The 26,256-nt window shown below is 73.3% G+C and carries 20 protein-coding genes and 2 pseudogenes; 10 read left to right on the top strand and 12 right to left on the bottom strand.

Annotated features, from left to right (window positions below; all coding sequences use genetic code 11):
• Positions 1-9 precede the first annotated feature (9 nt).
• Positions 10-1,539 carry a phytoene desaturase family protein gene (locus tag FF36_RS03900; RefSeq protein ID WP_044883676.1) on the top strand — a complete coding sequence of 510 codons (1,530 nt, stop codon included), beginning with the start codon at positions 10-12 and terminating at the stop codon, positions 1,537-1,539.
• A gap of 28 nt (positions 1,540-1,567) precedes the next feature.
• Here the strand turns inward: FF36_RS03900 and FF36_RS03895 are convergent, their stop codons facing one another.
• Positions 1,568-2,191, bottom strand: coding sequence for a molybdopterin-binding protein (locus FF36_RS03895; RefSeq protein WP_220386538.1), 624 nt, complete (start codon positions 2,189-2,191; stop codon positions 1,568-1,570).
• A 525-nt stretch (positions 2,192-2,716) separates the two neighbouring features.
• Complete coding sequence (locus FF36_RS03890) at positions 2,717-3,415, bottom strand: CDP-alcohol phosphatidyltransferase family protein (protein WP_044883584.1); 699 nt, start codon at positions 3,413-3,415, stop codon at positions 2,717-2,719.
• A gap of 142 nt (positions 3,416-3,557) precedes the next feature.
• Here FF36_RS03890 and FF36_RS37040 point away from each other — a divergent pair.
• Positions 3,558-3,758 (top strand): annotated as a pseudogene (locus FF36_RS37040) (hypothetical protein); the annotation flags it as partial.
• Positions 3,759-3,852: 94 nt separating this feature from the next.
• On the opposite strand, the gene metF reads toward FF36_RS37040, so the two are convergent.
• Complete coding sequence (metF, locus tag FF36_RS03880) at positions 3,853-4,749, bottom strand: methylenetetrahydrofolate reductase [NAD(P)H] (protein ID WP_044883582.1); 897 nt, start codon at positions 4,747-4,749, stop codon at positions 3,853-3,855.
• Between the two features lie 111 nt (positions 4,750-4,860).
• Positions 4,861-5,574: a DUF4097 family beta strand repeat-containing protein gene (locus FF36_RS03875; RefSeq protein ID WP_044883581.1), complete on the bottom strand. Its 714-nt coding sequence runs from the start codon at positions 5,572-5,574 to the stop codon at positions 4,861-4,863.
• Between the two features lie 2 nt (positions 5,575-5,576).
• On the opposite strand from FF36_RS03875, the gene FF36_RS03870 reads away from it, so the two are divergent.
• The 6 genes from FF36_RS03870 to FF36_RS03845 all read left to right on the top strand — a co-directional run bounded on the left by FF36_RS03870 (position 5,577) and on the right by FF36_RS03845 (position 14,010).
• On the top strand, positions 5,577-6,701 hold the full coding sequence (locus FF36_RS03870) for a polyprenyl synthetase family protein (RefSeq protein ID WP_044883580.1): 1,125 nt from the start codon (positions 5,577-5,579) through the stop codon (positions 6,699-6,701).
• Positions 6,702-6,763: 62 nt separating this feature from the next.
• Positions 6,764-8,290: a phytoene desaturase family protein gene (gene crtI / locus FF36_RS03865; protein ID WP_044883579.1), complete on the top strand. Its 1,527-nt coding sequence runs from the start codon at positions 6,764-6,766 to the stop codon at positions 8,288-8,290.
• 99 nt (positions 8,291-8,389) lie between these two features.
• Entirely contained in the window at positions 8,390-9,505 is a 1,116-nt protein-coding gene (locus FF36_RS03860; RefSeq protein WP_044883578.1) for an AAA family ATPase, read from the top strand.
• Positions 9,502-10,512: a DUF58 domain-containing protein gene (locus FF36_RS03855; protein ID WP_044883577.1), complete on the top strand. Its 1,011-nt coding sequence runs from the start codon at positions 9,502-9,504 to the stop codon at positions 10,510-10,512. The genes FF36_RS03860 and FF36_RS03855 overlap by 4 nt, the downstream gene beginning before the upstream one ends.
• Complete coding sequence (locus tag FF36_RS03850) at positions 10,509-11,468, top strand: VWA domain-containing protein (RefSeq protein ID WP_044883576.1); 960 nt, start codon at positions 10,509-10,511, stop codon at positions 11,466-11,468. The genes FF36_RS03855 and FF36_RS03850 overlap by 4 nt, the downstream gene beginning before the upstream one ends.
• 1,546 nt (positions 11,469-13,014) lie before the next feature.
• On the top strand, positions 13,015-14,010 hold the full coding sequence (locus FF36_RS03845; RefSeq protein WP_095212015.1) for a phytoene/squalene synthase family protein: 996 nt from the start codon (positions 13,015-13,017) through the stop codon (positions 14,008-14,010).
• On the opposite strand, the gene serS is transcribed toward FF36_RS03845, so the two are convergent.
• Positions 13,983-15,245, bottom strand: coding sequence for a serine--tRNA ligase (gene serS, locus FF36_RS03840; protein ID WP_044883575.1), 1,263 nt, complete (start codon positions 15,243-15,245; stop codon positions 13,983-13,985). The two genes, FF36_RS03845 and serS, sit on opposite strands and share 28 nt — an antisense overlap.
• Positions 15,246-15,503: 258 nt before the next feature.
• Here serS and FF36_RS03835 point away from each other — a divergent pair, with 258 nt between their 5' ends.
• Complete coding sequence (locus FF36_RS03835; protein WP_044883574.1) at positions 15,504-16,352, top strand: peptidylprolyl isomerase; 849 nt, start codon at positions 15,504-15,506, stop codon at positions 16,350-16,352.
• 28 nt (positions 16,353-16,380) lie between these two features.
• Here FF36_RS03835 and FF36_RS03830 read toward each other — a convergent pair whose 3' ends face one another.
• Positions 16,381-18,177, bottom strand: coding sequence for a DEAD/DEAH box helicase (locus tag FF36_RS03830; RefSeq protein ID WP_044883573.1), 1,797 nt, complete (start codon positions 18,175-18,177; stop codon positions 16,381-16,383).
• A 168-nt stretch (positions 18,178-18,345) separates the two neighbouring features.
• Between FF36_RS03830 and FF36_RS03825 the strand changes: the two genes are divergently transcribed.
• Positions 18,346-19,854, top strand: a complete 1,509-nt coding sequence (locus FF36_RS03825; protein ID WP_044883572.1) for a helix-turn-helix domain-containing protein — start codon at positions 18,346-18,348, stop codon at positions 19,852-19,854.
• Between the two features lie 82 nt (positions 19,855-19,936).
• On the opposite strand, the gene cutA is transcribed toward FF36_RS03825, so the two are convergent.
• The 6 genes and pseudogenes from cutA to FF36_RS03805 all read right to left on the bottom strand — a co-directional run bounded on the left by cutA (position 19,937) and on the right by FF36_RS03805 (position 26,171).
• Positions 19,937-20,266: a divalent-cation tolerance protein CutA gene (gene cutA, locus FF36_RS03820; protein WP_044883673.1), complete on the bottom strand. Its 330-nt coding sequence runs from the start codon at positions 20,264-20,266 to the stop codon at positions 19,937-19,939.
• Positions 20,267-20,628: 362 nt separating this feature from the next.
• Positions 20,629-20,898: an ACT domain-containing protein gene (locus FF36_RS37035; protein ID WP_479686775.1), complete on the bottom strand. Its 270-nt coding sequence runs from the start codon at positions 20,896-20,898 to the stop codon at positions 20,629-20,631.
• 11 nt (positions 20,899-20,909) lie between these two features.
• Positions 20,910-21,454 (bottom strand): annotated as a pseudogene (locus tag FF36_RS37030) (RelA/SpoT family protein); the annotation flags it as partial.
• Position 21,455: 1 nt separating this feature from the next.
• Positions 21,456-22,905: RelA/SpoT family protein (locus FF36_RS37025; RefSeq protein WP_242422276.1), on the bottom strand; the 1,450-nt coding region annotated here is incomplete at its 3' end.
• A 19-nt stretch (positions 22,906-22,924) separates the two neighbouring features.
• A complete protein-coding gene (locus tag FF36_RS03810) occupies positions 22,925-25,519 on the bottom strand; it encodes a RelA/SpoT family protein (RefSeq protein ID WP_044883570.1) in 2,595 nt (864 codons plus the stop codon).
• A gap of 82 nt (positions 25,520-25,601) precedes the next feature.
• The gene (locus FF36_RS03805; protein WP_044883569.1) at positions 25,602-26,171 is read right to left on the bottom strand and encodes an adenine phosphoribosyltransferase; all 570 of its coding nucleotides are present in this window, start codon (positions 26,169-26,171) and stop codon (positions 25,602-25,604) included.
• Positions 26,172-26,256: the final 85 nt, after the last annotated feature.

Here is a 26,256-nt window from a genome sequence, read left to right as displayed (position 1 = left end):
GTCGACGCCGTGGCCCGGGTGGTAGTGATCGGCGCCGGGGTGGGCGGGCTCGCCGCCGCGGCCCGCCTGGCCGCCGCGGGGCATGATGTCACCGTCTGCGAGCAGTCGTCGCGGATCGGCGGGAAGCTCGGCTGGTACGAGCGGGACGGCTACGGCTTCGACACCGGGCCGTCCCTGCTGACCATGCCCGCCGTGTTCGAGGATCTGTTCGCCGCGACCGGCGGGCCGTTGCGCGCCGAGCTGGACCTTCGCCGCCTCGACCCGATCGCCTCCTACCGGTTCGCCGACGGCACGACGCTGGCCGCGCACGCGGACGACGACGCCTTCGCCGCCGAGCTCGACGAACGCCTCGGCGGCGGCGCCGGCGGTGACTGGCGGCACCTGGCCGACCGGGCCGCGCGGATCTTCGACGCCGCCGAGGAGCCGTTCCTGTCCAGCCCGGTGCGCGCCGCCGGGCTCGCCCGGCTGGCCTGGGCCTCACCCGGAGACGTCGCGGCGGTCGCCCCCGGCCGCAGCCTGCGCGGCCTGGGCCGCAGCTACCTGCGCGACCCGCGCCTGCGGATGGTGCTGGACCGCTACGCGACCTACTCCGGCTCCGATCCCCGGCGCGCCCCGGCCGCCCTGGTGTCGGTGGTGCACGCCGAACGCCGCTTCGGCGGCTGGTACGTGCCGGGCGGGCTGCGCCGGCTCGGCGAGGCGATCGCGCGGCGCGCCGAGGACCGCGGGGCCCGGATCCTGGTCGACACCCGGGTGCTGAAAGTGACCCGCACGCCCGGTGGCCGGGTCGACGGGGTGCGACTCGCCGACGGCCTCCTGCTGCCCGCCGACGTCGTCGTCGCGAACGTCGACGCGGCATCGCTCTACGGCCGGCAGGCGCACGGCCTGCCGGTGGACGGCCGGCTGGTGGACGACCGGACCGGGCGGCGCCACGTCCGGCGGGCCACCCCGTCGATGTCCGGGTTCGTGCTGCTGCTGGCCCTGTCCGGCGGCACGCCGGGGCTGGGCCACCACACGGTCACCTTCCCGGCGGACTACGACGGCGAGTTCGACGCGGTGTTCGGCGGGCGCCTTGCCGACGACCCGGCGGTCTACATCGCCGCCCCGGCGGACCCGGCCTGCGCGCCGCCGGGCGGCGAGGCATGGTTCGTCCTCGTCAACGCCGCGCCGCACGCCGCAGCACACGCCCCGGCGGCGGGGCGGCCCGGCGCACGCGGGCTGGACTGGGACAAGCCCGGCCTGGCGGACGGGTATGCCCGGCACATCCTGGACATTCTCGCCGCCCGCGGGTTCGACGTGCGGTCCCGACTGCGGTGGTACGAGACGATCACCCCGGCGGACCTGGAGCGGCGCACCAGCTCGGTGGGGGGGTCGATCTACGGCGGGTCGTCGAACGGAGCCCGGGCGGCGTTCCTGCGGCCGCCGAACGCCGCCCGGGTGCCGGGGCTGTTCCTCGTCGGCGGGTCCACCCACCCGGGCGGCGGCCTGCCGCTGGTCGTACTGTCCGCCGGCATCGTCGCCGGGCTCGTCGGGCCGGCCTGACCGCCCCGACTCACCCGGCGCCCGCGGCCTACAACCCGGCGCGGACCAGCGTCACCGAAGTGACGCCGGAGACGTACCGGCCGCCCTTGGTGTCGCCGGGAGCGGTCAGCCGGGGTCCCTCCTTCGCCAGCGACACGCCGTCCTGGGTGACGGCGAGCAGCGCCTCGGTGCCGGCGAAGCCGGGGTCGATCTCGCCCCACGAGACGACCGACTCGTAGCCGTCGCTGGCGTGGACGACCGCGGCGTAGCGCAGCGCGTCGTTCTTCACGTCGCTGCGGAACGCCGGCTTCGCCGCCTGCAGGACGTCGTAGAGCAGGGGGCCGGTGTAGGTGTGGGTCTGCGGGCCCGCCCCGCTCTGGAAGGTCACCGTCTGGGTGTGCTGCGGGTACTTCGCGGCGAGGTCGGCGACGGTCAGCAGTTGCGGGTGCGCGATCCGACCGAGGAACAGCACCTGACCCGGCGGCAGAGTGGGAACGGGATGCGGGATCGCCTTGGCCGGCGCCGCAGCCGGGGTGGCAGCCGGGGTGGCAGCCGGGGTGGCAGCCTCGGCCCGCCAGGTCGGCAGCAGGCTGACGACGAGGATCGCGGCCAGGGCCAGAACGATCGCGACGACACGCGGACGGGACATTCTGCGGGCGAGGTACGACACCATTTCCCCGAATCTTTCGTGGCTACGGAGTCCGCCGGTCACGCGGCCGCGGCCCGCGGCCGATCGGCGACTGTGTGGATGGCCAGATCGTAGCGATGAATCCGCAGATCTGGGCAGAAAACCAAGAAGAATCCGCGAATGCGGATCATCTTGCCGGTTTCTCGCGCGTCCGCCTGCAGCGGTCCGGCCCTGTTCGGCCGCAGGCGGGACGGCGACCACCACCGGAAGGGACGAAGGAGCAACCCACGGTCAACCGCGACCGCCCAGATCTTCCGAGCCCCGCCGGTCGGACGACAGTCAAAACCGTCCGCACACTGAACAGATCTCCCGCATACGGTCTGCGCCCACGCGACCGCGGACTCAGGCGCCGCTCGGGCAAGAAGAAATGGACGGGGATCGGTACGGGCCGAGGAGCCGCCCGCACGCGAGGCCCAGTTCCTTAGGGATCACCATGATTGTCAGAGTCGGGACCGCACCTGGGTTAGCCGACGACTACCTGAAGTCAATGAGCGACGCGGAATCACCCGGCTAGTCACGGGGTGGGGGCGCGCCCAGCAGTGCGGCACGCAACGTCACCAGGAGCTGGCCGAGGCCGACCACGCACACCGCGAACGTCGCGCCCGCCGCCACCGTCCCGGCGAAACGGGCCAGGTCAGGGATGATGCCGGCCCCCGCCAGTCCGAACGCGGCGATGATGAGCCGCGTCGGCCGCTCGCCGACCGTCACGACGCCGATCTCTCCGAAGCCGGCGTTGCCGGCTCGCGCCCGGGTGTACTCCAGCAGCCCCAGTGCGCACCCGGCGGCGACGAGCAGACCGCCCGGCGCCCCGACGTACCACAGAGCGACCAGGTACAGCGCGTCGCCGCAGCGGTCGGCGACCGAGTCCAGCACGTAGCCCCAGGCACTCGCCCGATCGGTCAGCACGGCCACGGCTCCATCGAGGCTGTCGGCCACGCCTCCGAGCAGCATCACCACCACCGCCAGCAACGGCCAGCGGCCCCCGGCAGCGGCGGCCGGCAGCGCGAGCACCGTGACCGCCACCCCCGCCGCGGTCACCGCCGACGGCGGCACCCGGCGGGCGGCCAGCGGGCTCGCGGCCCGGTGGACCAACGTCAGCCAGGCACGCACCAGCCACAGCCCGCCCAGCGGGTCGTAGCCGCCGTGCAGGGCCGACCAGCGCGCGAGATAGGTGTCGCGGTCGGGTACCGGGGTGCGCACACCATCCATCGTGCCCGGGACATCCACCGTGCCCGGGACATCATCATGCCCGGGACGTAGAGTCGCGTGGACTGCCACCGCGGGCCACGGCCACGTCGGCCGGTGGGAGCGGACGGACGAGGCCAGGCCGGCCCCGCCAGGCGGGAGTGACGTGACCGAGCAGGTAAGCGGCGTGGTGGAGAGCCTCGACGACCTCGACCCGCGGGTGGTCTTCGCCCCCCACCGCCATCAGGTGATCCTCGCGGTGCGGATCACTCCGGTCTTCAACACCCTCGACCTCGGCCTCGTGGCGGCGGTGATCGACACCGCCAACCAGGCCGGGTTCGCGCTGGTGCGCGAGCAGACCTTCCGCNACGAATGGCTGCTGTGCGTGTTCGACGCCTACGACGACATCGAGTAGGCGCGGCCCGGCCGCCGGGCGGCACCGGCGGGGATGCGGCGCCCGCCTACCGGACCGCCTCGAAGATCTCCCGCGTGACGCTGGACCGGTTGAGGGTGATGAAGTGCAGGCCGGGCGCCCCGCCGTCGAGCAGGCGGCGGGACAGCTCCGTCGCCACCTCGAGGCCGACCGCCCGCACCGCCGCCGGGTCGTCCGCGACGGCCTGCAGTCGGGCGGCCAGCACGGGCGGGAAGGCGGCGCCGGACAACTGCGCCATCCGGACTATCTGGGCCACGTTCGTCACCGGCATGATCCCGGGAATGATCGGCTTGTCGCAGCCCAGCGCGCGGACCCGCTCGACCAGCCGGAAGTAGTCGTCGGCACCGAAGAAGAACTGGGTGATGGCGTAGTCGGCCCCGGCGTCGAACTTGCCCACCAGGTACCGGGCGTCGGTGTCGAAGTCGGGCGAGCGGGGGTGCTTGTCCGGGAAGGCCGCCACCCCGACGCAGAAGTCCCCCACCGACTTCACCAGCCGCACGAGCTCGTCGGCGTGCTCCAGGCCCTGCGGGTGGGCCGTCCAGGTGCCCTGCGGGTCGCCGGGCGGGTCGCCGCGCAGCGCGATCACGTTGCGCACGCCCGCGCCCGCATAGTTGCCGATCACCTGACGCAGCTCGGCGACGGAGTGGTTGACCGCGGTGAGGTGGGCGATCGGCGTGAGGGTGGTGTCGGTGGCGATCCGCTCGGTCACCCGGATCGTGCCCTCACGGGTCGAGCCGCCGGCGCCGTAGGTCACCGACACGAAGGAGGGGCGCAGCGCCTCGATCCGGCGCAGAGCGGTCCACAGGTGACGCTCGCCCTCGGGCGTCCGGGGCGGGAAGAACTCGAACGAGAACGAGGGACGTCCGGAGGCGAGAAACTCCCCCATCGTCGCCGGTTTCGCGCTCACACTCCGAACCGCCGTCATGCGACGAGAGTAGACCGGCGCGGACCTCGGCCGGGGACGTACCCCCGGGCCGGAAACACGCGTGACCGCCACGCGACATCAACGGACAGCATCAGGAACCTACGGGCAGCATCAGATCGGCAGCGGCCCCAGCGGGGCGGTCAGGCCGATGCGAACCCGGCCGGCGACGGTGCGGGCCACCACCCGCCGCGTGGCCCCCGGCGTCGGTGGCAGCGCCACGTCGACCGCGCTGGGATCGCCCGTCTCGACCTCCACCGCGTACCCGCCGTCGGGGAGCATGACCGTCAGAAGACCCGACTCGGTGTGCGCATGGACGGCGTCCGGCGGCTGGTCGAAGTGCAGGTTGACGTCCCCGCCCCGGCTGCGGGCGGCGACCGGGCCGGCGCCGAGCTCGCGGCCGGCGATCGTGCCGTCGCGGGTGACCAGCGACAGCTCCCCGCGCACGCCCCACAGGGTGATCTCGCCGGCGAGCACCTCGGCCCGCACCCGGGTGCCGGGCGGCACGGCCAGCCTGACCCGCACGTCGCTGCGCCGCCCGTCGACCCGCAACACCGACCCGGCGGTGGTCACCGCGGGGCTCGACCGGCCGGGCCGGCGCCGCACCGTGAGGTCGACACGCACGTCCGAGCGATCACGTTCGGCGACCTCGACCCGGCCCGCGGCCACCATGACCTCGACGGCGTCTATACCGTCGACGGTGTGAACCAGCTCGGCGGGTGGCATCCGCAACAGGGACAGACCGCCCACCGCGGCGGCCAGCAGCACGATGGCGATCACCAGGATGGCGGTGTCGAACACGGGCACACCGCACGGTACCCCGGTCACCGATGACCGATGTCCGGCCGCGGGTCTCCGCCGTGCTGCGCCGGTTCGCCGACGCTCGGGGGGCGGCGCTGCGCGACATCGACGCCGATCTCGACCCGTTCGTCCGAATCGCCGAGGACGTGCTGCTCAGCGAGGGCAAGCGGGTGCGGCCCGCGTTCTGCTACTGGGGCTGGCGGGGTGCCGGCGGGCCGGACTGCGACGAGATCGTGACGGCCGCCGCATCCCTGGAGGTGCTACACGCCTGTGCGCTGGTGCACGACGACGTGATGGACGGCTCGGAACTGCGTCGCGGTGAGCCGAGCGCCCATCGCCGCCTGACCGGGATGCACCGCCGGGCCCGGCTCGGCGGCGATCCGGAAACCTTCGGCCGCTCGGCGGCGATCCTGCTCGGCGACCTGTTCCTGACCTGGGCGGACGATCTGCTGATGGCCAGCGGGCTGACTCCCGGCGCCCTGGCGCGGGCCTGGCCGACGTACGCGCGGATGCGCGGCGAGCTCGTCGCCGGCCAGTACCTCGATCTCGCCAGCCAGGTGGGCGCCGCGACCAGCCAGGTGGGCGCCGAGAGCGCCGAGACCAGCCAGGCAGGCGCCGAGCGGCCGAGCACCGGGCCGCCGCGCGGCCTCGATCCGGCGCGGGTCGCGCGGATCGCCCGGTACAAGACCGCCGGCTACACGGTGGTCCGACCGTTGCAGCTCGGCGCCCTGCTTGCCGGGACCCGCCCCGGCCTGCTGGAGACCTACGCGGCGTTCGGTCACCCGCTTGGTGAGGCGTTCCAGCTCCGCGACGACATCCTCGGGGTGTTCGGCGACCCGGCGGTGACCGGCAAGCCCGCCGGGCAGGACCTGCGCGACGGCCGGCCCAACGGGCTGCTCGCGCTGGCCCTGCGCCAGGCGCGGCCGGCGGCGGCAGCCCGGCTGCGCGACCTCGTCGGTCGGCCGACACGACCCGGCGCGGTCGAGGAGGCGCGCGAGCTGATTGCCGCCAGCGGCGCGCCGGCCGCGGCCGAAGAGCGGATCGCCGCGCGCACCGCGCAGGCCCTGGCCGTCCTGGAACGCTTCGACCTCGACGACACCACCCGCGGCGCACTGGTGGAGCTCGCGACCGCGGCCACGGTGCGGGCACAGTGACGCGTACGACCGGGCCAGTCGTGTACGACCGGGGAGAGCTGGAGAGAGGGGGCGGGCGCCGGATGCGCACGGTGGAGGGCCCGACGGATCACGTCGTCATCGTCGGTGCGGGATTTGCGGGGCTGTCGGCCGCGCTGCGCCTGGTGGGGGCCGGGCGGCGAGTGACGGTGCTGGAGCGCGAGGCGGTGCCGGGCGGCCGGGCGGGGCTGCTCACCCTCGGCGGCTACCGGTTCGACACCGGCCCGACCGTGCTGACCATGCCCGAGCTGATCGCCGACGCGTTGGACTGCGTCGGGGAGGATCTCGACCGCTGGCTGACGCTGACCCGGCTTGACCCGATGTACCGGGGGTTCTTCGCCGACGGCTCGTCGCTGGACGTGCGCGCCGACCCGGCCGACACCGCGGCGGAGATCCGGGCGCTGTGCGGCCCGGCGGAGGCCGCCGGCTTCGAGCGGTTCGTCACCCTGGTCACGGCGATGTACCGCGCGCAGGTACGGCATTTCATCGACGCCCAGGTGGACTCGCCGCTGTCGCTGCTGCGCCCGCAGCTCGCCCGGCTCGCGGCGCTGGGCGGCTTCCGCCGGCTCGACACGGTCGTCGGCCGCCACCTGCGCGACCCGCGGACCCGGCGAATGTTCTCCTTCCAGGCGATGTACGCCGGGCTCGCCCCGCACGACGCGCTCGCCCTCTATGCCGTCATCTCGTACATGGACTCCGTCGCCGGGGTGTACCACCCGACGGGCGGCATGCACGCCGTCGCCGAGGCGATGACCGCCGCGGCGGTCAAGCACGGAGTGACCGTGCGCTACGAGACGACGGTGAGTCGGGTGGAGGTGCGCGGCGGTCGGGCGGTGGCGGTGCACACCACCGCCGGCGAGCGCATCGGCGCGGACGTGGTGGTCCTCAACCCGGACCTGCCGATCGCCTACGCCGAGCTGCTGCCGCCGGCGGCGGCGCCGGCCCGGCTGCGCCGGCTGCGCTACTCGCCGTCGTGCTTCCTGCTGCTGGCCGGCGCGCGGGTGGAGTATCCGCACGCGGCGCACCACACCATCCATTTCGGCCAGGCCTGGCGGCGGACGTTCACGGAGATCATCGACCGCGGCGAGCTGATGAGCGACCCGTCGTTTCTCGTCACCACCCCGTCACGCAGCGAACCGGCGATGGCGCCGGCCGGCGGGCACGCCTACTACGTGCTGTTCCCGACGCCGAACCTCACCGCGCCGCTGGACTGGTCGGTGCTGCGCTCGCGCTACCGCGACGAGGTCGTCGCCACCTGCGAGCGGCGTGGCTACGCCGGATTCGGCGCCGCCATCGAGGTGGAGCAGGTGACCACCCCGGCCGATTGGCGGGCCCGCGGGATGGCGGCGGGCGCGCCGTTCGCCGCCGCCCACACCTTCCGCCAGACCGGCCCGTTCCGCCCGGCGAACATGGCGCCCGGGCTGGCGAACGTGGTGTTCGCCGGCAGCGGCACCCGGCCCGGCGTCGGCGTGCCGATGGTGCTCATCTCGGGACGACTGGCGGCGGAGCGGATCCTCGGCGCCGATCGCGGTTACCGCTCGCGTGCGCTGCGCGCCGCAGCCCCGGCCTGAACCGAAAGTTCCTGAACAGGGGCTTAGAAGACGCTTGCAACCGAGCCGTGCCGAGTCCGTTGGCGCCCGATTCCGCGCCGGGGCTGGGAGAATACCGGCATGGACGATGGGCAGAGCCCGGCCGGCCTCGCCGCCCCGGACACCACCTCGGACGCGGCGCTGCTCGAGCGCGCCCTGTTCGAGATCAAAAAAGTGATCGTCGGGCAGGACCGCATGGTCGAGCGCATGCTCGTCGCGCTGCTCGCCCGCGGGCACTGCCTGCTCGAGGGCGTGCCCGGGGTGGCCAAGACGCTGGCGGTGCAGACCCTGGCCACCGTGGTCGGCGGCTCGTTCGTCCGGATCCAGTTCACCAACGACCTCGTGCCCTCGGACATCGTGGGCGCCCGCATCTACCGGGCCAGCCAGGAGGCGTTCGACGTCGAGCTCGGGCCGGTCTTCGCCAACTTCGTACTGGCCGACGAGATCAACCGCGCGCCCGCGAAGGTGCAGTCGGCGCTGCTGGAGGTCATGTCGGAGAAGCAGGTCTCGCTCGGCGGAGCCACCCACCGGCTACCCCGGCCGTTCCTGGTGCTCGCCACCCAGAACCCGATCGAGTCCGAGGGCGTCTACCCGCTGCCCGAGGCCCAGCGCGACCGGTTCCTTATGAAGGTCAACGTGCCCTACCCCAGCCCCACCGAGGAGCTGGAGATCGTCCGGCGGATGGGCGTGTCGCCGCCGGTCCCCGAGCGCGTCCTGGGCCCGAAGGTGCTGGAGCGGCTGCAGGCGCGGGCCGACAACGTGTTCGTCCACCACGCCATCACCGAGTTCGCGGTGCGGCTGGTGCTCGCCACCCGGGCGCCGGCCGAGGCGGGGCTGCCGGAACTGGCCGGCCACCTCGCCTACGGCGCCTCGCCGCGGGCCTCCCTCGGCCTGGTCGCCGCCGCCAGGGCGCTCGGCCTGCTACGCGGGCGCGACTACGTGGTGCCGGACGACGTGGTCGCCGTCGCCATGGACGTGCTGCCGCACCGGCTGGTGCTGTCCTACGAGGCGCTGGCCGAGGGGCTGACCGCGGACGCGATCGCCGCCCGCATCCTGGAGACCATCCAGCAGCCGCAGGTGGCGCCACGCCAGCAGGCCCCCTACCCCACCGGGCCCGTCGGGCCGAACACCGGCGGCTGGGGAACCAACCCGCGCTCGGGCTTCCCCGAATACCTCGACCGGGGCCCGATCTCATGACGCCGGACGCGGGCCGCCCCAGCCCGGTCGCCGCCACGCCGGCCGGCGACCCGGCGGTGGAGCGGACGCTGCGCCGCCTGGAACTCACCGTGCTGCGCCGCCTCGACGGGATGCTGCTCGGCGACCATCTGGGCCTGCTACCCGGCCAGGGCAGCGAGAAGGCGGAGAGCCGCGAGTACTCCATCGGCGACGACGTGCGCCGCATGGACTGGGCCGTCACCGCCCGCACCACCGTCCCCCACGTCCACGACCTCATCGCCGACCGGGAGCTGGAGACCTGGGCCCTCGTCGACCTCAGCGCCAGCAGCGAGTTCGGCACCGGCGCGTGGGAGAAGCGGGACCTCGCGGTCGCCGCCACCGCCGCGGTCGGTTTCCTCACCGCTCGCACCGGCAACCGGATGGGTGCGGTGGCGCTCACCCAGGCCGGCACGCGGCTCATCCCGGCCCGGCCGGGTCGCGACGGCCTGCGGGCGCTGCTGCGCACCCTGCTCACGCTGCCCCGCGCCGCACACGACCGGCCGCGCCGCCGGCCCGACCCGGCGGCTGCCACCGACCTCGCCGCCGCCGTGCAGGGCCTGCTGCGCCCGCCGCGCCGGCGCGGCCTCGCCGTCGTCATCTCCGACTTCCAGTCCACGGACCTCGGCTGGGAACGCCCGCTGCGCGTGGTCGCCGCCCGCCACCAGGTGCTCGCGATCGAGATCGTCGACCCGCTGGAGCTGGCCCTGCCCGCCGTCGGCCTGCTGCCCGTCGTCGACGCCGAGACCGGGGCGATGCTGGAGGTGCCCACCTCGTCGCGGAAGTTCCGGGAACGGTACGCCGCGGCCGCCGCGGCGCACCGCCGGGAGGTGTCGCTCGCCCTACGCCGCGTCGGCGCCGACCACCTCGTCCTGCGCACCGACTCGGACTGGCTCGTCGACATCGTCCGCTTCGCCTCCGCGAACCGGCGCGGCCGCGGCGCCGGGCGGCGCGCGCCGGTCGGCCGACCCGCCCGGGCGGGTACCCGGTGAGCTTCCTCGCCGGCCACTGGCTGTGGCTGTACCTGCTCGTCGCCGCGCTGCTCGTCGCCTACATCGTCGTCTCCGCGCGGCGGCGCGTGTACGCGGCCCGCCTGTCGTCCACCTCGGTGCTGGCATCGGTGCTGCCGCGGCGCCCGCAGTGGTGGCGCCGCCACGTCCCGGCCGCGCTGCTGCTGCTCACCCTCGCCGGCCTGGTGTTCTCGCTGGCCCGGCCGGCCCGCGCCGAGCGGGTTCCGCGGGAACGCGCGACGATCATCCTCGCCATCGACGTGTCGAACTCGATGGCCGCCACCGACATCGCCCCGAACCGGTTGGAGGCGGCCAAGCAGGGCGCCGAGGCGTTCGTCGACCAGCTCCCGCCGCGCATCAACCTGGGCCTGGTCTCCTTCGCCGGCAGCGCGACGGTGCTCGTGCCCGCCTCCACCGACCGCGAGTCGGTCCGCGCCGGCATCCGCGGCCTGCAGCTCGGCCCGGCGACGGCCATCGGTGAGGGGATCTTCGCCTCGCTGCAGGCCATCAACACCGCCGGCAAGCGATTCTCCGACGCCGGGCAGAGCCCGCCACCCGCAGCCATCGTCCTGCTCTCCGACGGCGAGACCACTCGCGGCCGGCCGAACACGCAGGCCACCGATGCCGCCCGGCAGGCGCACATCCCCGTCGACACCATCGCCTACGGCACCAGCGACGGCACGCTCGATGTCGGCGGTCAGGAGGTGCCCGTCCCGGTCAACGAGCAGGCCCTCAACGAGATCGCCGACCAGACCGAGGGCTCCTACCACCGGGCCGCCACCGGCGACGAGCTGCGCTCGGTCTACAAGGGCCTGGGCAGCTCCATCGGCTACCGCACCGAGTACCGCGAGATCACCACCTGGTTCCTGGGCCTCTCCCTCGCGCTGGGCTTCCTCGCCGCGGCGAGCTCGCTCGCCTTCGCCTCCCGTCTGCCATAACCATCCCCACCGGCCGGATTGCGGCGGGGTCGATGTGGCGGGTGGCGTGGGCGAGGGTCCCTGCCGGCTCGGGTCCGGGCAGGACCGGTGGTGCTGCGACAAGGACGCGGCCGTCGACAGTCCGCGCGGTGACGGTCCCGTCCGCGTCCCGGCCCAGGCTGATGTCGTCGTCGTGCACCGCCCGGTGATGGGTGGAACAGAGCAGCAGCAGCCGGTCGATGTCGGTACCACCCCCGCGGCCCCACCAGGTGAGGTGGTGCAGGTGCAACCAGCGGGTGTGACCGCACCCCGGGTACTGGCAGCGCCCCTGGTCACGCAGGTAGACCGCCACGCCCCGACCCCCACCCGCGCCACCCCGACCGGCTCCTCAGTCCCACCCGCGGTACCTTCCTGCGGGTCCGCCGTGTTGCTGCTGGTGGGAGTGGGTTGAGTGGTGAGGTGCACGGTCAGGGTGTGACCAGGGTGCATCAGCCCCGGGGCGGGCCGGTCGAGGAACCCGTCGGCCAGCGCGACCAGCGCGTCGGCGTCACGCCGCCGATCCCGTGCGATCACGACCTTCTCCCCGTCCGCGGGCACCCCACCCTCGTCGCCCGTGCCGGTGCCTGCTGGGAGACTGTCGCCGGCCAGGGAGGTGGTGTCCTCGAGACTGGCCCGGGCGGCGTCCAACGCGGCAATCAGCCGGGCGCCCTCGTCCGGGGACAGGACCGCACGCAGACACAGCATGCCGTCGCCGTCGAACGTCCAGGCCACTCGCCGTGCGGCCCGCCGGACCTTCGGATCACCATTGGCCTGCCGGTAGGAACGGACGAGCCGCTCCACCTGACCGGCCGAGCAGCGTCGGGCACGGGCCAGCCACAGCTCCTCAGTGGCGGGCTCGGCGACCCGGGTCACCGCCCGCACCTTCGCATACGACACCGTGCCCGCCGCGAACGCCGCCCGAAGGACCGGAAGACCCTCCAACGCCCGCGCCGTCGCCACCTGCTCCCGCGCCGTGCGCAGGCCGATACCGCACCGCCAGGCCAGCCAGTGCGCACACGACCCCATCCCGACCCCCGACCAGCCACCCCGACGGTCGAACGCCGCCACCGCCAACAGCCAGCCACAGCTCGCCGCGGCGATCCGCCCCGCCCACCGGCAGATCGCCTCCTCCACCTCCCCCAACGATGCGACCTCCACATCCACCCCGATCAGCGCGCACGCATCAGACGAGGCAGAGGGGACAGGCGGAGGGGGAGGGAATGCAGACGCTGTACTCATCAGGATCACCGGGCCAGAGGTGTCATCGATCAACGGACACGACGATCGTCCCACCCACCACCGACAAAAACCCAACACAAGATCATCCGCGGTGAGGGGCGACGCGGCCACGGCGGTGCAGCCGGAACCCCACCCGAACCCAGAATATGATCATGGTGTTCCGCGGAACAGCCCACGCGCCACCGCCCGGAGCAGAACCCCGCCCCGACCCGGCACGCGCAATCATGATGTTCGGAGATCCAGGACCAGGGGCCCAGGGCCCACCGTCAGTACCGTTAGGCTGAGCGCCGTGGGGGAGCTCGACGCGGCCGGAATCACCGATCCCCGATTGCGCGCGTCGTATGCGCGGGCCCGCGCCCTCAACGCCGCCCACGGGCGCACGTACTACCTGGCGACCCTGCTGCTGCCGCCATGGAAACGGGCGCACGTGCACGCCCTGTACGGCTTCGCCCGCCACGCCGACGACATCGTCGACGACCTCGACTCGGCGCTGACCGGCGACGAGCGGGCCATCCAACTGCAGGCCTGGAGTGCCCGGTTCCTCGCCGCGCTGCGCGACGGCGTGCCCGCCCACGCCGTCGACGCCCAGATCGCCGGTGGGACGGGTGCGGGTGGGGCTGCCGGTGAGGTGTCGGTGCTGCCGGCGGTCGTCGACACGATCCATCGCTTCGCCCTCGACCCCGGCCACTTCGCCGCGTTCCTGTCCTCGATGGCGATGGACCTGACCGTCACCGGGTACGCGACGTGGGAGGACCTGCTGGTCTACATGCACGGCTCGGCCGCGGTCATCGGCCTGCAGATGGTGCCGCTACTCGAACCGGTCGACGACAGCGCGCTGCCCTACGCACGCGACCTCGGCCTCGCCTTCCAGCACGCCAACTTCATCCGTGACGTCGGGGAGGACCTGCGCCGCGGGCGGGTGTACCTGCCGCAGACGTCGCTGGCGCTGTTCGGCGTCACCCGGGAGCACCTGGCCGCCGGGGTCGTCGACGGGCCGGTTCGCCGGCTCCTGGCGTTCGAGATCAGCCGGGCCCGGGAGCTGTTCCGCGCGGCCCAGCCCGGCATCCGGCTGCTGCACCCCACCTCGCGGGACTGCATGCGCACCGCGTTCGTGCTCTACCGGGAGATCCTCGACGAGGTGGAGCGAGCCGACTACCGGGTGCTGGAACGCCGGGTGGCCGTCGGGCTGCCGCGACGCCTCGCGGTGGCCGGGCCGGCCCTGGTCCGGGCCGCGCGGGCGCGCCGCCGCGGCGGCGCTCAGATCAGCTCGCGGCCGCCCAGGTAGGGCCGCAGCACCTCGGGGATGCGCACCGCGCCGTCCGCGGTCTGGAAGTTCTCCAGCAGCGCCGCCAGCAGCCGGGGGGTGGCCACCGCGGTGTTGTTCAGCGTGTGGGCGAAGCGGATCGTGCCGTCGGTGTCGCGGTAGCGCAGGTTCGCCCGGCGAGCCTGCCAGTCGTGCAGCGTGGAGCAGCTGTGCGTCTCCCGGAAACGGCCCAGCGACGGAAACCACGTGTTGATGTCGTTCATCCGGAACTTGCCGACGCCCATGTCCCCGGTGGCGCACTCGACGACCTCGTAGCACAGCCCGAGGTCGGACAGGATGCGCTCGGCGGTGGCGAGCAGCTCGGCGTGCCAGCGCGCCGACTCGGCCTCGTCGGCGGCGCAGAGCACGAACTGCTCGACCTTCTCGAACTGGTGCACCCGCAGCAGGCCGCGGACGTCCCGGCTGGCGCTGCCGATCTCCCGGCGGAAGCACGGCGAGATCCCGGCGTAGCGGATCGGCAGCCGGGCGGCGTCGAGGATCTCCCCCGCATGCAGGCCCACGAGGGCCACCTCGGCCGTTCCGGCCAGGTACAGGTCGTCCTCGGGGATCGCGTAGATCTCCTCCCGGGCCTTCGGCAGCATCCCCGTGCCGATCAGCGGCTCCTCGCGGACGAGCGCGGGGACCGCCACCGGGGTGAACTCCCGGCCGCGCAGCAGGTCCAGCGCGTACGAGTGCACCGCCCGTTCCAGCATCACCATGTCGCCGACGAGGGCGTAGGCCCGCTCGCCGGCGACCTTGCGGGCGCGGGCGAACTCGGCCCAGCCGCGCTTCTCGGCGAGCTCGGTGTGGTCGAGCGGGGTGAAGTCGAACTCCGGGGGCGTGCCGACGGTGCGCAGCACCACGTTGGCCGCCTCGTCCGGCCCCACCGGCGCCCCCGACCAGGGGATGTTCGGCGTCAGCAGCATCAGCTCGGCCAATCGCGCGCCCGTGCGGGCAAGCTGCTCGCGCAGGTCCCGCAGCTGGCGGTCGAACGCCTCGTGCTCGACCCGCAGCTCGGCCCGGCGTGCCTCGTCGGCCTTGGCGAACTGCTTGGCGAAGCTCTTGCGCCGGGCCTGCGCCCCGTCCACCTCGAACTGCAGCTTGCGATTGTCCTGGTCGAGTTGGAGCAGTTCGTCGACGTCCAGGTCAATACCCTTGACCGCGACCGCGTCCCTCACGGCCTGCGGATTCTCGCGGATAAAACGCTTATCGAGCATGAATCGCGTCAGCCCCTGATCGGTACCGCACCTCACCTTGCGGCAACGCTACCAGCCACCGCCGACGCTTCCGGCGCACAGCGGGCGCACAGGCGGCTTCGGCATGCTCGCCACAGGTGCGCTGCCCCAGGTGCGCTGCCCAGCCGAGCACCGCCGAACGGTTACGGTGCACAGACCACATGTGTCCGCCGCCGCGGGACGGACGGGACGCATCAGCGAAGAACCTGCCAGGTTCGGGATGTGAGGAGGCCGGCGACGGTGGCCAGTTCCAAGGAGCGACGGCAGCGCGAGCTCGCCGAGGCCCGAGCGGCCCGGCAGACGCAGCGGCGGCGGGTCGCCCACCGCCGCCGCCAGCAGCGGCTCGCGATCGTGGCCGGCTTCGTGACGATCGTGGTCGCCGCGTCGGCGATCGCCGCGATCCTGCTCACCGGTAAGGACGACAAGTCCGACGTCACCGCCGCCAACGCGGCCAGCACCGCGGCCCCCAGCGCCGCCGCGGCGGCCACCAGCAAGGTCGGCACCTGCACGTACACCGCCAACGGGGAGACCCCCGCCCGCGGCGCCACCCTGCCGAAACCGGCCGCCACCGTCGACACCTCCCCGGCCACCATGACCATCACCACCGACGCCGGGACGCTGACGGCGAGCCTGGACGCGCAGAAGGCGCCGTGCACCGTCCACGCCCTGCGCACCCTCGCCGATGCCAAGTACTACGACAACACGCTCTGCCATCGGCAGACCGGCGGTGCTGAGGCGGGCATCTCCGTGCTGCAGTGCGGCGACCCGACAGGCACCGGCAGCGGCAGCCCCGGCTACGGATACGCCAACGAGAACACCGAGGGCGTCACCTACGACCGCGGCGTGCTCGCGATGGCGCACAGCTCCGCGCCGAACAGCAACGGCAGCCAGTTCTTCATCAACTACGCCGACCCGACGCAGCAGGGGGCGGCGGCGCTGGCCGGCGGCTACACCGTCTTCGGAAAGATCACCACGGGGCTGGACGTCCTCGACAAGCTCACCAAGCCCGGCGTGCAGGGCGGCGGTTCCGACGGCGCCCCGGCCAGCAAGGCGAAGATCCTGTCGATCGCCATCTCGCAGGGCGGCTGACGCAGCGGCTGGGCCGGCCGGGCAGCCGTCAGCCGGCCCAGCGGCGGATCGTGTCGATCCGGGCCTGCAACTGCGCGGCGCTGGCCTGCCCGCTCGGCGGGCCGCCACAGGCCCGACGCAGCTCGGCGTGGATCATCCCGTGCGGCTTGCCGGTGCGGTGGAAGTGCGCCCCGACCAGCCGGTTGAGCTCCTTGCGCAGCTCGGCGATGACCTCGTGGACCGGGCGGGTCGTCGACTGCGCGCCGTCGCGGGCCGCGGGCACCTCGGGCTGCTCGCCCGCCCGGGCAGCGGCGCCGCGCCGCGCGGCCGCCTGCGCGGCGGCCTGTTGCGCGGCCTCCCGCTGGCGCAGCAGGGTCGCGACCTGGTCCGGCTCCAGCAGACCCGGCAGGCCGAGGAAGTCCTCCTCCGCCGCCGAGCCGGGCGCCGCGGGGGTGCCGAACTCGCCGCCATCGAAGATCACCCGATCGAGATGGGCCGAGGAGCCCAGCGCCGTGAACAGCGTGTCCGGCTGGTCGGGGGTGTCCTTGCGCCGGTTGGCGTCGCGCAGCGCCTCGTCGTCGAAGGCGTCCGGGTCGCGCGGCTGCTTCTCCAGCGCGTGGTCGCGCTGGACCTCCATCTCCCCGGCGAGGGCGAGCAGGGTGGGCACACTCGGCAGGAACACCGAGGCGGTCTCGCCCCGACCCCGCCCCCGGACGAACCGGCCGACGGCCTGGGCGAAGAACAGCGGCGTCGAGGCCGAGGTCGCGTAGACCCCGACGGCGAGGCGGGGCACGTCGACGCCCTCGCTCACCATCCGCACGGCCACCATCCACCGGTCCGCGGACTGGCGGAAGTTCGCGATCTTCGCCGACGCGGTCGGGTCGTCGGACAGGATGAGCACCGGCGACGTGCCGGTGATCCGGGCAAGCAGCCCCGCGTACGCCCTCGCGGCGGCGTGGTCGGTGGCGATGACCAGCCCGGCCGCGTCAGGCATGCCGCCGGCGCGCACCTGGGACAGCCTGGTGTCCGCCGAGGCGAGCACGGCCGGCATCCAGTCTCCGCCCGGGTCCAGGGCGGTGCGCCAGGCGGCGGCGGTCTGCTCGCCGGTCAGCGGTTCGCCGAGCCGGGCCGACAGCTCGGCGCCGGCGCTGGTCCGCCAGGACATCTCGCCGGAGTAGGCGAGGAAGAGCACCGGTCGCACGACGCCGTCACGCAGGGCCTCGGCGTAGCCGTAGGAGGAGTCGGCGATGCTGCGCAGCACGCCGTCGGGTCCCGGCAGGTAGGTGACAAAAGGGATCGGGTTGACGTCGGAGCGGAACGGCGTCCCGGTCAGGGCGAGGCGCCGCGCCGCGGGGGTGAACGCCTCCCGGGTCGCCTCGCCCCAGGACAGCGCGTCGCCCGCGTGGTGGATCTCGTCGAGGATGACCAGCGTGCGCCGGGCGGCGGTCCGCGCCCGGTGCAGCGCCGGGTGGGCCGCGACCTGGGCGTAGGTCACCGCGACGCCGGTGTAGTCGGACGACGTCGCGCCGGCGGAGTTGCGGAAGTCCGGGTCGAGGTCCACCCCGACCTCGGCGGCGGCGGCCGCCCACTGCCGCTTGAGATGCTCGGTGGGCGCGACGACCGTGATCCGGCTGATCTCGCCGGTGCCCAGCAGGTCATTGGCGACCTGCAGAGCGAAGGTGGTCTTGCCGGCGCCCGGCGTCGCCACCGCGAGGAAGTCCCGGCCCCCGGACGACGAGCGGGACCGGTAGACGTCGAGGGCCGCCCGCTGCCACGCGCGCAGCGGACGGGTCGGGGCACCGGATCCGGGCGGTCGAGGACGTCGGTCGAGGGGTCCGGCTCTCACGCCCTCACTCTAGAAGGCGGCGCCCGTTAGCGGAACGCAGGCCACCCGCGCGCCGGGAAGACCACATTTTTGCCCTAGCTGGTCTCCAAGGGACCACAGTGACTATGACCGTCTTATCTCACAGAGGGTTAAGCTCCAGGAGTCAACCGATTGACTTCGGAGGCCCCGATGCAGCTCACGACCGGTCCCTCGGCAGCTTCCCGGGCACCTGCAGCCTCCGGACCATCACCTGACGTGTCGAAGCCCAACCGCGCCCCCGCGACCCGCACCCCGAACGCCCGGCTACGGCTGAGCCGGGAGGAGCGGGGCTGGTCCCAGGAACGCCTCGCCACCGAGATCCGGCGCTTCTCCGTCATCCACGAGGGCCGCGAGGCCGGGGTGACCGGAAACATGATCTGTAAGTGGGAGAAGGGCGACAAGAAACCGAGCCTGCGTTATCAGCGGCTGTTGCGAGCTCTATTCGGTCGGTCCTCGGTGGAACTGGGTTTCGTCGACGACGAGACGCTTCCCTCCGCTGCCGGAGCAATGCGAAGCGGAATGGGTCGGGGTATCACCCCGGCCGCGCCCGGCGGTCCGCAGCAGGTCGGCCACGAGGTGGTCCCCGGTGGCACGTTGGTCCTGCAGGCGGACGCCGACGTGATCGACCCGAATGGTATTTCCGTGGAACGGCGCGACTTTCTGCGGCTCTTCGCCGCGGCGGGCGGTGTCGCGGTGGTGCCGATCGCCGCGGCCTCGGACACCCCGCCCTGGGAGCGGCTGTCGGCGGCGCTGCGGCGCCGGGCGAGCGTCACCCCGGAGCTCGCCGAGGAGCTGGGGCAGCGCACCGCGGGCCTGTACGGCCTGGAGGAGCGCGTTCCCGCCCGGGTCCTCATGCAACGGGTCACCGATCACCTGGGACGGCTCACCCAGCTGCTGGAGTCGACGGGCCGCACGCCGGTGCGCCGCGACCTCACCTCCACCGCCGGCGAGACCGCGGCGCTGGCGGGCTGGCTGGCCTTCGACATGAACGACCTGCCCGCCGCGGTGGCGTACTACCGGGTGGCCATCGAGGCCGCCCGCGAGGCCGACGACAACGCGCTGTGGGCGTGCGTGCTCGGCTACGAGAGCTATCAGACCGCCAGCCAGGGCCGCCACGACCAGGCGTGCGTGCTGCTCGGCGAGGCCCAGCGACGGGCGGCGACGGGCAGCACCGTCATGACCCGGGCGTGGCTGGCCGCCCGGGAGGCCGAGGAGCAGGCTGCGCGGGGCGAGGGCCGGGCGGCGCTGGCCGCACTCGACCGCGCGCAGGAGGCCTTCGAGCGGGGCGAAAGCGACGGCGACCGGGTCTGGACCCAGTTCTTCGACCGGGGTCGGCTGGACGGGCTCAAGGTCACCACCTACACCCGGCTGCGCCGCCCGGCGGCAGCCTACGCGGCGGCCACCGAGGCCCTGCGGGCCACGGCGCCGGGTGCCACGAAGAAGCGGTCGCTGCTGATGAGCGACATCGCCGAGGTCCACATCCAGCGTCGGGAGATCGAGGCGGCCTGCCACTTCGCCGCCGAGGCGCTGTCGATCGTGGCCCAGACGGACTTCTCCCTGGGCCTGGCCCGCGTCCGGCGGACCCGCGAGCACCTACGGCCCTGGCAGCACACCCAGGCCGTACGGGACCTCGACGACCAGCTACGGGCGCTGGCCTGAGCGGGGACTCCTCCGACGACGCCGCCGGCATGACGTCCGGTCGCCGCCCCGGCCCCGCCAGAGTCGGGGCGGCGACCGGACGTCAGCTCCGCACAGCGGGCGCGGTCTCCGCACTGATCCACTGCAGATAGTCGGCGTGGCCCGCCACTATCGGCGTGGCAATGATCTCGGGATTCTCGTACGGGTGCAGGACGACCAGCCGCTCGCGTAGCTCGTCGAATCGCTCGGTGGTGGTTTTCCCTAGACAGAGCCATTCCTCGGCCTGCTCGATCTCGCCCTTCCAGCGGTAGATGCTGCTCATCGGGCCGATCACCTGGAAACAAGCGACCAGGCGAGCCTCCACGAGCGCACGGCCGATACGCTCGGCGCCTTCCCGGGAGTCGATACTCACGATGACCTGAAGGTGACCCACGCGCACTCCCATCTGGAAACGAGGGATACGCGAGATACTCTACATCGATCAGTGGCGGTCGCCGTTGAATTTACGGCGCCCGGAAGGGTGGCGGCTATTCCCTCGGCGACAATCCACCCTTATCGGCCCGGATGGGGCAGTTTTAGGCACCTTCCGTTTACCAGCGGTGGATGCGGAGGGCACTTTCCGGGGTGGAATCGCCACGCTGTGCGGCGGCGCCGATGGCGGTTCTTGCCGACCGGCCCCTTTCGGCGGTCGGACCGGCGGGTCGTGCCCGTACGGGGTTGCCCGACCCGGCGGCGGCGTGGGTCAGGTGCCAGCGCGAATCAGGTGGCGACTGCGGGTCAGGTGGCGACTGCGGGTCAGGTGGCGGCGCGGGCGGCCGGGTCGGCGGTCGGCGACGCCTGGGTCTGGCATACGCGGTAGCAGTCGTACACGCCCCCCACCCGGCGGACCGCCGAGAGCACGCTGTCGAGCTGCTCGGGCCCGGTGACCTCGATGGTGAAGCGGGCGTGGGCGACGCGGTCCTCGGAGGTGGTCGTCGACGCGGCCCGGACCGACACCGACGTCTCGGACAGGATCTCGGTGATGTCGGCCAACAGCCCGTAACGGTCGAACGCCTCGACCGCGATCTCGGCGGGGNAAATCTTGACATCGGGCGCGGACCAGGCCACCACCATGACCCGTTCCCGGTCGGCGCGCGCCTCGGTGGCGTTGCCGCACTCGCGGCGGTGGAGCGAGACCGCGCTGCCATGGGTCGTGAAGCCGACGACGGCGTCACCGGGCAGCGGCAGGCAACATCGGGCCAGCCGGACGGGCATGCTCGCGCCCGACCCGTCGTCGGCCACGGCGGCGAGGCTGGGTACGCCGCGCCGGGCCAGGTGCCGCGCCGGTGCCGCGGAGGTCCCACTCGGACCGCCCGCGATGTCCCCGGCCGAGCCGCCGTGGGCGCCGGCGCCCGTCCCGGCCGGCCGCCCCGGCTGCTCCGGTCCCTCGGACAGGCCCGGGCCGGCAGCGGCGTCACGACGCTGCCGGGCGAGCCGGCGGCGGATGCGCACGCGGGCCCGCGACGTCTTCACAAACCGCAGCCAGTCCTCCGACGGACCGGCGCCGGGCAGGTTGGAGGTCAGGATCTCGACGACGTCGCCGTTGCGCAGCCGGGTGTGCAACGGGACAAGCCGGCCGTTGNCCCGGGCGCCGATCGCCCGGTGACCGATGTCGGTGTGCACGGCGTAGGCGACGTCGACGGGCGACGACCGGGGTGGCAGGGCGATCATCCGCCCCTTGGGGGTGAAGGCCAGCACCTCGTCGGAGTCCAGATCGGAGGACAGCGACTCCAGGAACTCGTCGGAGTCGATCGTGTCCTCCTGCCAGTCCAGCAGGCTGTGCAGCCAGGACAGGCCCTCCAGCCGGGCGCCGTCGGCGCCCGGGCCGACCGGGCGCGCGACGATGCCGGTCTCCGCCAGCCGGTGCATCGCCAGGGTCCGGATCTGGATGTCGATGCTGCGCCCGGAATCGTCGACGACGGTGGTGTGCAGCGACTGGTACATGTTGAACTTCGGCGTCGCCACGAAGTCCCGCAGCCGGCCCGGCACCGGGCGCCACAGCGCGTGGATCACCCCGAGGGCGGCGTAGCAGTCGGTCACCTCGTCGACGAGGACGAGGACTCGGACGATGTCGGTGTAGTCCTGCGGGGCGCGGGCCCGCTCCTGCCCCCGCTTGTAGATCGAGAACAGGTGGCTGGCGCGGACGGAGACCTCGCTGTCGATGCGGGCGCCCGCCAGGCCCGCCCGCAGCCGCGCGACCAGGCCCGCCAGCGAACCCGACGCCTGCTCCGCGGCGGTGAACTCGTCCACGATCCGGGCGGTGCGCGCGTGCTCGGCCGGATGGAGCACGGCGAACGCCCGGTCCTCCAGCTCACGCTTGATCACGCTGACGCCCAGCCGGTGGGCCAGCGGCGCCAGGATCTCCAGCGTGACCCGGGAGATCTTCACTCGTTTGGGCGGGGACATGAAGTCGAGCGTGCGCATGTTGTGCAGCCGGTCGGCGATCTTGATAACGAGCACCCGGTAGTCCCGGGCGAGCGCCACGATCAGCTTGCGCAGCGTCTCGGCCTCGGCCGCCTCACCGAAGCGCATCTTGTCCAGCTTGGTGACCCCGTCGACGAGGTTGGCGACCTCGCCGCCGAACTCCTCGGCGACCGAGTCGAGGGTGTAGCCGGTGTCCTCGACGGTGTCGTGAAGCAGGGCCGCGATCAGCGTGGTCGTGTCCACGCCGAGTTCGGCGAGCGCCTCGGTGACGGCGAGCGGGTGGCTGATGTACGGGTCGCCGCTGCGGCGCATCTGGCCGGCGTGCAACCGCTCGGCGACCCCGTAGGCGTGCACGAGCGCGCCGATGTCGGCCCGCGGGTGGTAGTCGCGGTGGGCCTCCACGATGTCCCGCAGCTCGGGGGGCACCTGCGACATGCGCGGCGTGGCCATCCGGCGGGCCAGGTGCGCCAGGCGCACGCTCGCCTGCCGCGCCGCCGACAGGGCCCGGGAGGCGTCGTCGGAGGAGTCGCCCCGCGCGTCGGCCCGGGACAGCGCCGGGGTCAGTCCGCCGCCCGCCGGCAGACCCGCACCTACGGTCTCAGCATCCACGGCGCCCCCCTTTGTCCCGCTAGACCTGTACGCCTGAGGTGACGCGAAAACAGTCGTAGACCCCGTCGATGGACCGCACGGCACTCAGGATGTGCCCGAGATGCTTGGCATCCCCCATCTCGAAGGTGAAGCGGCTGACCGCGACGGAGTCCCTGGTGGTGGCCACCGACGCGGACAGGATGTTCACGTGCCGGTCGGAGAGCACCCGGGTGACGTCCGAGAGCAGCTTGGTCCGATCCTGTGCCTCGACCTGGATCACGACGAGGAACACCGAACCCGACGACGGCGCCCACTCGACCTCGACGAGCCGGTCGTGCGGCCCGCCGCGCAGCCCGGTGAGGTTGGAGCAGTCGGTCCGGTGGACGGACACGCCCTTGCCCCGGGTGACGAAGCCGGCGATGTCGTCGCCGGGCATCGGGGTGCAGCAGCGCGCGAGCTTCGTCCACACGTCCGGCGCCCCGGTGACCAGCACACCCGGCTCCCCGGTGGAGCGGCGCAGCGTGCGGATCGGCAGCTCGGTCTCGCCGGCGTCCTCCTCGGCGCCCTCGGGGCCACCGAGCGCCACGAGCAGCTTCGAGACGACCGCCGGGGCGCTGACGTGGTTCTCCCCCACCGCCGCGTACAGCGCGGCGACGTCGGCGTAGCGCAGGTCCTTGGCCAGGTTGAGCAGCGCGTCGCCGCTCATCAGCCGGGACAGCGGCAGCCCATGGCGACGCATGGCCCGGCCGATCGCGTCGCGGCCGGCGACGATCGCGTCCTCGCGGCGCTCGCGGGCGTGCCACTGGCGGATCTTCGCCCGGGCCCGCGACGAGCGGACGAACATCAGCCAGTCCTCGCTGGGGCCCGCCGAGTGCGCCCGCGAGGTGAAGACCTCGACGGTGTCGCCGTTGTCGAGCTCGGTGTCCAACGCCGCGAGCCGGCCGTTGATCCGGGCGCCGACGCAGTGATGACCGACGTCGGTGTGCACCGCGTAGGCGAAGTCTACCGACGTCGACCCCGCGGGCAGCGGGATGACGTCGCCCTTCGGGGTGAACACGAAGACCTCGTCGGTCTCCGCGGCGAAGCGCAGGCTGTCGAGGAACTCCCCCGGGTCGGCGGTCTCGCGCTGCCAGTCCAGGACCTGGCGCAGCCAGCTCATGAGGTCCGGCTCGGGACTGCCGCGGCGCCGCGCGGACCGGCCGCCGCCGTCGACCACCCCCGCTGACGGGCGGGCCGCGACGCCGTCCTCCTTGTACTTCCAGTGCGCGGCGATGCCGTACTCGGCTCGGTTGTGCATCGCGTGCGTGCGGATCTGCAGCTCGACCGGCTTGCCCTCGGGACCGATGACCGTCGTGTGCAACGACTGGTACATGTTGAACTTGGGCATCGCGATGTAGTCCTTGAACCGGCCGGGGATCGGCTTCCAGTTCGCGTGGACGGTGCCCAGGGTGGCGTAGCAGTCGCGGACCGAGTCGACGAGGACGCGGATGCCGACCAGGTCGTAGATGTCGTCGAACGACCGGCCGCGCACGACCATCTTCTGGTAGATCGAGTAGTAGTGCTTGGGTCGGCCGGAGACGACCGCGCGGATCCGGGCGTCGCGCAGGCCGGCCTGCACCTGGCCGATCACCTCCGCGAGGTAGACGTCGCGGCTGGGCGCCCGGTCGGCGACGAGGCGGACGATCTCGTCGTAGCGCTTCGGGTACAGCGCGGCGAACGCGAGGTCCTCCAGCTCCCACTTCAGCGAGTTCATCCCGAGCCGATGGGCGAGCGGGGCGTAGACCTCCAGCGTCTCGCGTGCCTTGCGCTCCTGCTTGTGCTCGGGCAGGAAACGCAGGGTGCGCATGTTGTGCAGCCGGTCGGCGAGCTTGACGACCAGCGCCCGCGGGTCGCGGGCCATCGCGACGACCATCCGGCGGATCGTCTCCGCCTGCGCCGCCTGCGCCGCCTCGCCGACCTTGACCCGGTTGAGCTTGCTGACGGCGTCGACGATGAGGGCGATCTGGTCGCCGAAGGTCTCCCGGATCGCCTCGGCGGACAGGGAGGTCTCCTCCAACGTGTCGTGCAGCAGGGCCGCGGACAGCGTCGGGGTGTCCATCCCGAGATCGGCGAGGATGCTCGCCACGGCGATCGGGTGGGTGATGTAAGGGTGGCCGGAGAAGCGCACCTGGCCGGCGTGCGCGGCGTCGGCGACCTCGAAGGCCTGCTGGACCTGGTCGATGTCGGCCCGCGGGTGGTTCGCGAGCAGGCCGCGCAGCACCGGATCGAGGGCCGAGGAGGGGGTGGCCCGGTGCGTCGAGAGGCGCGACAGGCGCCCGCGCACCCGGCGCGGCAGGGGTGGCGACTCGTGGCCGAGCCGGGGAACGACCGGCGAGCCGTCATCCGCCGGCGCGGCCGCCGGCGGCGGCCCGGTCTGCCCGGCCGGTACCCGGGCCGGGGCCTCGGCGGCTCCCCGCGTCTCCCGGCTCGCGGGCTGCGGGCCGGCCGGCTCGCGGACGGCCTGGTCACGGGGGGTGGATCCGCGGTCCGGGCCAGACGGGGCAGGACGCGCACCATCGCCCGCCGACCGTGGCTCCCTCGAGGGAGCCACGGCGGGCGACGACGCTCCGGTGGTCACCGGCGCTGCCTCTGGCACGGGCCGCTCCTGCGTGAGGACTAGACACCGAGCCTAACGCCGCGCCGCGCGGAAGCCTTCCGCAGCCCCGGCCGAGGGGAGGTCAAATCGTCAGAAGTGGGACGACATCCAACGGAGCGACCCGTTCCCGCCCGGGCAGGAACGACAGCTCCATGAGGACCGTGAGGCCCACCACCTCGGCCCCCACGCCGGCCAGCAGCCCGTGCGCGGCAGCCGCCGTGCCGCCGGTCGCCAGCACGTCGTCGACCAGCAGCACCCGCTCGTCCGGGCGCACCGCGTCGGCGTGGATCTCGATGGTGGCGGTGCCGTACTCCAGGTCGTAGGTCGCGCTGCGGACCGGGCCCGGCAGCTTGCCCTGCTTGCGAATGGGCACCAGGCCGGCGCCGAGCCGGTCGGCGACCGGCGCGGCCAGCAGGAAGCCACGGGCCTCGATCCCCGCGATCGTGGTCGCGCCGCGCTGGCGGGCGATGTCCACCAGGGCCCCGATCACCACGCCGAACGCGGCGGGCGTGGCGAGCAGCGGGGTGATGTCCTTGAACACCACCCCGGGCTGCGGCCAGTCCTGGATGTCCCGGATGTGGCCACGCAACACGTCGGCGGCCGCGTCGCTCGTGGCGGGCCGTCCGAGTGCCGCCTCGTCGATGCTCGTCATCGTCCTGCTCATCCCACTTTCAGGGCTAGTCCGCCAGATCCGTCTCCGGGCGCCGCAGGGCACAGGTACACAGGTGTGCGCCTGA

Source organism: Frankia torreyi (assembly GCF_000948395.1).
GTDB classification, from domain to species: domain Bacteria; phylum Actinomycetota; class Actinomycetes; order Frankiales; family Frankiaceae; genus Frankia; species Frankia torreyi.
The sequence above is the reverse complement of the archived record's forward strand: the minus strand, read 5'-3'. Positions and strand labels throughout refer to the sequence as shown.

What these genes read in the sequence shown, in the direction of transcription:
- FF36_RS03895 (WP_220386538.1), bottom strand. Translation starts at nt 2,191, where the DNA reads ATGGTGTCGTACCTCGCCCGCAGAATGTCCCGTCCGCGTGTCGTCGCG.
- FF36_RS03890 (WP_044883584.1), bottom strand. Translation starts at nt 3,415, where the DNA reads ATGGATGGTGTGCGCACCCCGGTACCCGACCGCGACACCTATCTCGCG.
- metF (WP_044883582.1), bottom strand. Translation starts at nt 4,749, where the DNA reads ATGACGGCGGTTCGGAGTGTGAGCGCGAAACCGGCGACGATGGGGGAG.
- FF36_RS03870 (WP_044883580.1), top strand. Translation starts at nt 5,577, where the DNA reads ATGACCGATGTCCGGCCGCGGGTCTCCGCCGTGCTGCGCCGGTTCGCC.
- crtI (WP_044883579.1), top strand. Translation starts at nt 6,764, where the DNA reads ATGCGCACGGTGGAGGGCCCGACGGATCACGTCGTCATCGTCGGTGCG.
- FF36_RS03860 (WP_044883578.1), top strand. Translation starts at nt 8,390, where the DNA reads ATGGACGATGGGCAGAGCCCGGCCGGCCTCGCCGCCCCGGACACCACC.
- FF36_RS03855 (WP_044883577.1), top strand. Translation starts at nt 9,502, where the DNA reads ATGACGCCGGACGCGGGCCGCCCCAGCCCGGTCGCCGCCACGCCGGCC.
- serS (WP_044883575.1), bottom strand. Translation starts at nt 15,245, where the DNA reads ATGCTCGATAAGCGTTTTATCCGCGAGAATCCGCAGGCCGTGAGGGAC.
- FF36_RS03825 (WP_044883572.1), top strand. Translation starts at nt 18,346, where the DNA reads ATGCAGCTCACGACCGGTCCCTCGGCAGCTTCCCGGGCACCTGCAGCC.
- FF36_RS03805 (WP_044883569.1), bottom strand. Translation starts at nt 26,171, where the DNA reads ATGACGAGCATCGACGAGGCGGCACTCGGACGGCCCGCCACGAGCGAC.